5 protein-coding genes, 4 tRNA genes and 2 pseudogenes are annotated in these 6,912 nt (G+C 66.1%); 4 read left to right on the top strand and 7 right to left on the bottom strand.

The genetic code is table 11. From position 1 onward, the window contains the following. Together ACWELQ_RS33485 and ACWELQ_RS33480 are read left to right on the top strand one after the other, a co-directional pair. Nucleotides 1-219: pseudogene (locus tag ACWELQ_RS33485) on the top strand (hypothetical protein); the annotation flags it as partial. 57 nt (nucleotides 220-276) lie between these two features. After that, the gene (locus tag ACWELQ_RS33480; RefSeq protein ID WP_452401035.1) at nucleotides 277-1,269 is read left to right on the top strand and encodes a DUF3443 family protein; all 993 of its coding nucleotides are present in this window, start codon (nucleotides 277-279) and stop codon (nucleotides 1,267-1,269) included. A 30-nt stretch (nucleotides 1,270-1,299) separates the two neighbouring features. On the opposite strand, the gene ACWELQ_RS33475 is transcribed toward ACWELQ_RS33480, so the two are convergent. From ACWELQ_RS33475 to ACWELQ_RS33460, 4 genes are all read right to left on the bottom strand, one after another. Next, nucleotides 1,300-2,250, bottom strand: a complete 951-nt coding sequence (locus tag ACWELQ_RS33475) for a hypothetical protein (RefSeq protein WP_452401034.1) — start codon at nucleotides 2,248-2,250, stop codon at nucleotides 1,300-1,302. Between the two features lie 88 nt (nucleotides 2,251-2,338). Then, a tRNA-Val gene (locus tag ACWELQ_RS33470) sits at nucleotides 2,339-2,413 on the bottom strand. Between the two features lie 31 nt (nucleotides 2,414-2,444). Beyond that, nucleotides 2,445-2,515, bottom strand: a tRNA-Cys gene (locus ACWELQ_RS33465). Nucleotides 2,516-2,538: 23 nt separating this feature from the next. Continuing rightward, nucleotides 2,539-2,611 (bottom strand) — tRNA-Gly (locus ACWELQ_RS33460). A 365-nt stretch (nucleotides 2,612-2,976) separates the two neighbouring features. On the opposite strand from ACWELQ_RS33460, the gene ACWELQ_RS33455 reads away from it, so the two are divergent. Then, nucleotides 2,977-3,048: transfer RNA gene (locus tag ACWELQ_RS33455), tRNA-Val, on the top strand. 51 nt (nucleotides 3,049-3,099) lie between these two features. Here ACWELQ_RS33455 and ACWELQ_RS33450 read toward each other — a convergent pair. The 3 genes from ACWELQ_RS33450 to ACWELQ_RS33440 all read right to left on the bottom strand — a co-directional run bounded on the left by ACWELQ_RS33450 (nucleotide 3,100) and on the right by ACWELQ_RS33440 (nucleotide 5,824). Next, nucleotides 3,100-4,041: an alpha/beta fold hydrolase gene (locus ACWELQ_RS33450; protein WP_452401033.1), complete on the bottom strand. Its 942-nt coding sequence runs from the start codon at nucleotides 4,039-4,041 to the stop codon at nucleotides 3,100-3,102. A 143-nt stretch (nucleotides 4,042-4,184) separates the two neighbouring features. After that, entirely contained in the window at nucleotides 4,185-5,312 is a 1,128-nt protein-coding gene (locus ACWELQ_RS33445; protein WP_452401032.1) for an acyltransferase family protein, read from the bottom strand. A 287-nt stretch (nucleotides 5,313-5,599) separates the two neighbouring features. Then, a complete protein-coding gene (locus tag ACWELQ_RS33440) occupies nucleotides 5,600-5,824 on the bottom strand; it encodes a hypothetical protein (RefSeq protein WP_452401031.1) in 225 nt (74 codons plus the stop codon). Between the two features lie 355 nt (nucleotides 5,825-6,179). On the opposite strand from ACWELQ_RS33440, the pseudogene ACWELQ_RS33435 reads away from it, so the two are divergent. Beyond that, nucleotides 6,180-6,912: pseudogene (locus ACWELQ_RS33435) on the top strand (cytochrome P450); the annotation flags it as partial.

Raw genomic sequence — 6,912 nt, 5'->3', positions numbered from 1 at the left:
GCCGACGTCTTCGTCACCGACTCCGTCGAGGGCCGCTACCGCCAGCGCACCCACCCCGACCTCCAGGTCCTCCACCCCGACCACCCCTTCGACTCCGCCACCAAGGCGTATCTCCTACCGCGCGGCGACCTCGCCTTCGACACCGTCGTCAACACCTGGCTGCAAGCCCAGATCAGCAGCGGCAGATCGGCCCGGCTACTCGCCGACTGGATCGGCTGAAGGTTCTGTCGGTACAAATCCCCGGAGTTGTACGGTCGTGCTGTTATGTTGGCCCGCATGCGGCTATTGACCGTCCTGACCTGCATATTCGCTCTCTTTACGGTCGCGGCCCCCGGTAGTTCGGCCGATCCGGCGGACATCGCGACCGCGACCCGGGCCATCCCGCTCGGCGTCGGAAAGGTCGGTAACGATCCCCGGCTCACCGTGGAGGTCACCGTCGGCTCCCGAACGCTGACCGTCATGGTCGACACCGGTTCGACCGGACTGCGGGTGATGGCCGACAAACTCGATCCGGCCGACGTCACCGTGATCGGGGCGGCGCAGGATTACGGCTACGGCAGCGGGACCCGGCTCATCGGCGATGTCGTGAGCGCGACGGTGTCGATCGGTCAGTGGAAGACCGCCACCCCCATCGAGTTCGAGCAGGTCACCCAAACGGTCTGCAGCAAGAAGAAGCCGAAATGCCCCGCCGCCAACGGCAGCAAACCCATCATGTTCGGCGGCGCCTACGACGGCATCATCGGCCTCGGCACCAACACCGACAGCGGCATCGGCAACCCCCTCTGGGACCTCCCGAACGGCATCGGCCACCGCTTCGCCGTCCACTACGACCCGACCGGCAAGAGCCGTCTCCTGCTCGACGTCCCCGACAAGGGCTTCTCCCGAGCCCTCATGCCCGCCCCCGACAACCCGCCCGCCGCGGGCCGCCAGCCCTCTCGCGCGTCGACGGTGGAGGCGTGCTTCGAGATGATCCAGCTCCCGAACGGGAAGTTCTGTGGCCCAACCCTGTTCGACACTGGCGCCCCCGCCCTCGCGATCCAGCTCCCCCCGGGCAACGACGCCTACGCGGGGCCCGTCTCCGCCGGTACCGATCTGACTCTCAGTGCCGGGCAACCGACCTGGTCCACCGATCTCCATACCGACCAGGATCTCCGTGTCCGCATCGAATCAGGCCCCGCCACCCGCTCCCTGGCCGGCCTCCCCGTCTTCGCCGAAGCCGACATCCGCTTCGACTTGGATTGCGGCACGGTGGGTTTCCGCGACCACTGAATGGAGCGGATGACTTCGGCCCACACCGACCTACCTGCGGCAGGTGTCGTACTCGGCCCGTAGCTTGTCCTGCAAGGCGGTGCTGTCGGGTGTCGCGAGGTCCGCGCGCAGGTCACTGCCGTACTCGTCGGTGTAATCGCACGCCCCGATATCGACCGAGCCCGCGAAGCGAAGTGCGTTGTCCGACATGCCTTGCCGCCACATCAGCAGCAGCGGATGCGCCGTGGTCGGCGCGATGGCGGCGATCATCGCCCGCAGCGCGGTCTCTGGAACGTCGCGCGGCGCGATCTCGACGATCAGCCGGGAGATGTGCCTGTCCTGGACGGTGACCGAGCTGGCCTGTCCGGGCAGGGCGGACAGTAGTTGCTCCACGGCCGTGCGCCGGTCCGCGCTGAGTGGCAGGCCGACAGTCCACCACTGGTAGACGGAGTCCGCGTTCGTGATCATCTGCAACTGCACCGCCTGATCGGCGAACGCGGTATCCGCTGCCGCGAGAATGTCGAACGGGTGCTGGCCTTTGGCGATCCACAGACGGCTGCTCTTGCCCGATCGCGTCCACTCCACCGAATCGATATTCGCGGCAGCCGAGATCGCGAACCGCCGCAATCGCAGACTGTCGTCCGCGATCTGCTCCGCGTCGAGCCCGCCCTCCCGGACGACAGTGGCCTTGTCCGCGACATAGAAGTCGGCCTTCTGCTGGTATTTGTCGAAGTCGTGCCCCTCGAGCTGCTCGATCCGCGCCACCACCGCGGCGATCTGCTCCCGATCGGCGTCCCGCACGTCCGCCGAAATACCCAGACGAGTGCCGCTAGTGATGTCGTTGGAGGCATTTGCCGAAAACTGCCGCACCCCCGGCATCACCGCGATCTCGCTCTGCAACCGCGCCGCCTCCTGAGTGCGGTCCGGTGCCCCCGTGCACGCCGACAACCCCAGCGCCCCCACCGCGAAGACCACCCCGAACGCGACCGATCGACCGAACATGCCGCCTCCCGAGTCACCTGGCCGGATCAAAGGGTAGATCGAAAAGCAGAAAGGCCCGGCGGGAGCCGGGCCTCATCTGTATGAAACTTGGTGCGCGATACTGGGATTGAACCAGTGACCTCTTCCGTGTCAGGGAAGCGCTCTCCCGCTGAGCTAATCGCGCGGGTCTTATATTGTCCTCTTCAAAAGAGAAGAGGCGGCGACGGGAATCGAACCCGTGTGCACGGCTTTGCAGGCCGTTGCCTCACCACTCGGCCACACCGCCAAGCAGGCCGTGTTGGCCCCTCGAGCGGATGACGGGATTCGAACCCGCGACCCTCACCTTGGCAAGGTGATGCGCTACCAGCTGCGCTACATCCGCATTTCGTCCCGGGGCCTTTCGGCTGTCCCGCTGACGAGGTAGAACATTAGCCGACGCGACGCGCATGCAACAAATCGCCTGGTAGACCGGGGTAAATCGGAACTACAGGCGTGTAGTTCCGCACTGGCCTGCACCAATGCCGATCCCACGGAACGCTTACTCCCCATCCCACTCCACCCCGGCGACACCCGCATGTCCGCCCGGCGACACCCCGGTGAAACCTCACCCATCCCACAACCCCCAGAAACCCCAGTTTTACGCCGCTGTCCACGCGATTTGGTCCCACGGCAACCAGGTGTGTAGTCTTCATTCTCGTTCGAGCGGCACAAAATCCGCTCCGATCAGTCGCCCCGGCGACATCCCGAGGTTCTATAGCTCAGCGGGAGAGCACTCGCTTCACACGCGAGGGGTCGCTGGTTCGATCCCAGCTAGAACCACTCGAAATGGCCGGCCTTCATCTTGAAGGTCGGCCATTTTTTGTTGTCCGGCTATGCGGCCACCGCGAATCGGGGGCGGGTGTGTGCCCGCGTTATCAGGCGGGTGAGGGCGTCGGCGACCTGTTTCGGCTGCTCGACTATTACCGCGTGGCCTGCGCCTTCGATCAGGACCAGGTCCGAGTAATCGACCGCGGCGGCCATGGCGATGGAGTGGGAGGGGGGAGTGAGGGGGTCGGTGGTGCCGCAGAGGATGAGGGTGGGGATGCGGGAGAGGGTGGGGAGGGCGTCGGTGCGGTTGTAGGTGGCCAGGGCTGTCAGGAAGGCGGCCATGGTGGTGATGGGGGTTTGGTTGTGGAGGGCGTTCGCGAGGGTCAGCCAGGGGGTGGAGAGGGGGCGGCCGCGGCGCTGGGCGGTGCTGATGAGCGGGGTGAAAGCCTTGCCTGCCAGCTGTTTCGCGTGGTGCATGAGGGTGGGGGCGTGGTGGACGGCGGCTCGGAAGATCGAGATGACGGGGTGGCGGAGGAAGCGGCCGAGACCGGCGTCGGTGAGGTTGCCTGCGGCGGTGGCGAGGAGGCCGACGCCGAGGATGCGGGTGCCGATTTCGTGGGGGTTGCGGCTGACGTAGGTGAGGACGCTCATGCCGCCCATGGAGTGGCCGACGAGGATGACGGGGCCGGTGGGGGCCACGGTGGCGAGGACGGTGCCGAGGTCGTCGGCGAGCTGTTCGAGGGTGTAGGTGCGGTGGTCGGCGTGGGCGGAGTCGCCGTGGCCGCGGTGGTCGTAGCAGACGATGCGGGCCGACGGGTATCGGCGGAGCAGGGCGTCGCGGACGGGGGTCCAGGATTCGCTGCGGCCGCAATGGCCGTGGGAGAGAACGACGGTGAGGTCGGCGTGGCGGGGGCCGTGGACCTGGACTTCGAGTGCCACGCCGTCGGCGGTGCGGACGGCGGCGCGAGTCGGCGCCGAAGGGGCGAGGGTGCTCACGGTCGACATCGGTACTCCAGGTGCTCAGCGGGGTGAACACCACTATTCGCCCGGCACGCCGCCGAGAGCAGAAGCCCGGGGAGTGAAGACCGCCGCCCAAGGTGTCGTCGGATTCCACCAAGGGGTAGCTCGCCGCGGTGCCGCTCGGTCGGCTAACTCGAGGAACCCTCCGCGGTCTGGGGTGCGGCCTGGGCTTCGCGGCTGTGCCGGGGCTTCGCAGTGTGCTTGCCCGGCTTCGGCTTCGGTTTCTCACCCAGTACATAGGTGCGGATGATCGCGACATTGCGGAACAGGAGCTGGAAGGCGATGGGTGCGCTGATGCCCATCACCAGTCCGAGGATGAAAAGCTCCCAACGATGTTGCACGCCAAGGTGTTCGAGGACGATACGGGTGCCCGCGGTGGCCAGATCGTGTAGCAGGTAGATGCCGAAGGAGAAGCCGCCGATCCACGCCAGCAGCTTGAGGTTGACGTAGTCGCGCGCCGAGTAGATCAGGATCAGCGCGGTCGCGCCGACGGTCAGGGTGATGGATCGGTCCTCGTACCCGTCCGGGTGGAAGACGCCGTCGATGGAGAGGAGCCGCACGGTGTAGAAGCCGATGAAGGCGGTGAGGGCGAATACCGCCGGGGTGCCGCGCAGGTCGAACAACGAGTGCCGCCGCAGCCCGTAGCCGATGAGGAAGAACGGCAGCAGCCGCACCGCCCCGCTGACGGTGAAGACGTCGACCCGCGCGGGCACCTGCACCACGATGTAGCCCACGGCCGCCAGGAAGGTGGCGACGGCCCACCCGGTGCGCGAGTCGAGCACGCCGAGGCTGTCGAGGATTCCGATGACGAGGAATATCAGGAAGATCGACTGGAGAAACCACAGATGCTCGAATCCGAACACATAGATGCGCCAGATGGGCAGATTGTGCGGGTTGTAATTGGTCCCCGGGATGTTGCAGGCCAGAATGTATTGCAGTGTGCCAACCGTGATCAGCGGGTAGAGCAGCCGCCGCGACTTGCCTTTGACAAGTCGCGGGTATTGTCCCCAGCTAGCGATCGGCACCATTGCGTAGACGTAGCCGGAGAGCAACGTGAACAACGGCATGCGAATATCGGCCAGCGCGAGATACGAATAATGCCAACCGGAATGGTCTCCTACGCGTAGCCCCTGATTGCCGACGCCGATGACATGCCCGGCCACCATCAGGATGACGGCGATCCCGCGGAGCGCCTGAATGGAGGGGTCTTGCCGGCGAATCCGCGAAGGATCGGAGGCCGCCACGATGTGAGACATTCGCTTCCGATCGGGTAATGCCCTCAACCACACGTCGAGCACTGTGCGGAGTGATTTTATGCCGGGGCGGCGCGGCGCGCATCTCATACGGCAAACCTGTGAACGCGAACTCCGTTCCGCCAGCAAAGGATTGGAGCCGTCGGGGCCTCTCGGGTACCGGTCGGTTGGTCCTCTGTAATGCCGGTTCGTCGCTGTGTCATCCACTCGATACGACCGCTGTGTCATTCACCCGACACGACGGAGCCGCAGGTCGTGAAACCTGCGGCTCCGGTCGTGTCTGGGCCCTGTCAGTGATGTTGGAGTTTTCGCTTCATCTCCTTGTCCAGGTTCTGCGCGTCCGAGCGCACCTGCTGGGCTTCCCGCTTCATGCCGGCGTTCATGCGATCCATGTCGCGGCGGGCTTCATCGGCGAGGCGGTCCATGTCGCGCTCCATGCGCTGACCCTGGGCCTGCATGCCCTGCTTGGCTTTATCGGCCATCTGACCGGGTTTTCGGCCGTGCTTGCCAGACATTCCAACCTCCGTGTCGGTAGGTCTTGGTCCGAGAAATTCAGGCGAGACGCGAGAACCAGCCGTCGCGTCCTTCGAATCTCCGAGCGTCGCCGAGCCGTATCCACCGCGAGCGGCAAGAAACGCCGGCAACCGGGTGTTCGCAGCAACTGTCGAGACAACAACAATTGCGCCTCGTAGAGCCTGCGCCGCCGGTGCGGCAGTGTCAATGGTTCGGCCTCGAATCGCCCGCTACGCTCGGCGCCTGCCGTGCCAGGGACGCCCGCGGATTCGGCGAAACTGCCCTGCGGCCGGTATTACTCCCGGGTAAGGTAACCGCTCGATGTCAGAGTCAGCTTCACCCGTTCAGGTCCCGCAGATGTCGCCCGTTCAGACCCCGCCGACCCTCGGGCGGGTACCGATGTACACCCCGGAATTCGCCGCCGACCCGCATCGGTGCTATCGCGAACTGCGGGAGAGATTCGGGACGCTGGCTCCGGTCGAGCTGGCGCCCGGGATTCCGGCCACGCTGGTGCTCGGATATCGCACGGCGGTCAGGATTCTCAACGATCCGGAGCGGTTTCCCGCCGACCCGCGAGCCTGGCAGGCCGGGGTGCCTGCCGACTGCCCGGTACTGCCGATGATGCAGTGGCGGCCCAACGCCTTACGCAACGCGGGCAGCGAGCACGCGCGGTATCGGCAGACCAATACCGCGGGCCTGACCGGGATCGACCACCACCGGTTGCAGGGCACGGTGGAGCGGGTCGCGGTGTCGCTGATCAACGCGTTCTGCGCGGCCGGATCGGCGGATCTGGTGCGCGACTACGCTTTTCCGCTCGCCTTCCGGGTGCTCAACCAGCTGCTGGGCTGTCCGGTGGAGATCGCGGAGCAGGCGGCGGAGGGGTTCCGCGCCATCTTCGAAGGGGTCGGGGCCGAACGCGGCAACGCGCTGCTCACCGACGCGCTGCTGCAGTTGGCCCGGTACAAGCGCGCGCAGCCGGGCGAGGACGTCACCACCCGCATGCTGCGGCATCCGGTCGGGCTCAGCGACACCGAGATGGTGCATCAGCTGGCCACCCTCTACGGCGCGGGGATCGAGCCGCAACAGAATC

This window comes from Nocardia sp. NPDC004722 (assembly GCF_053601505.1).
This window is presented reverse-complemented; position numbering and strand designations above follow the sequence as displayed.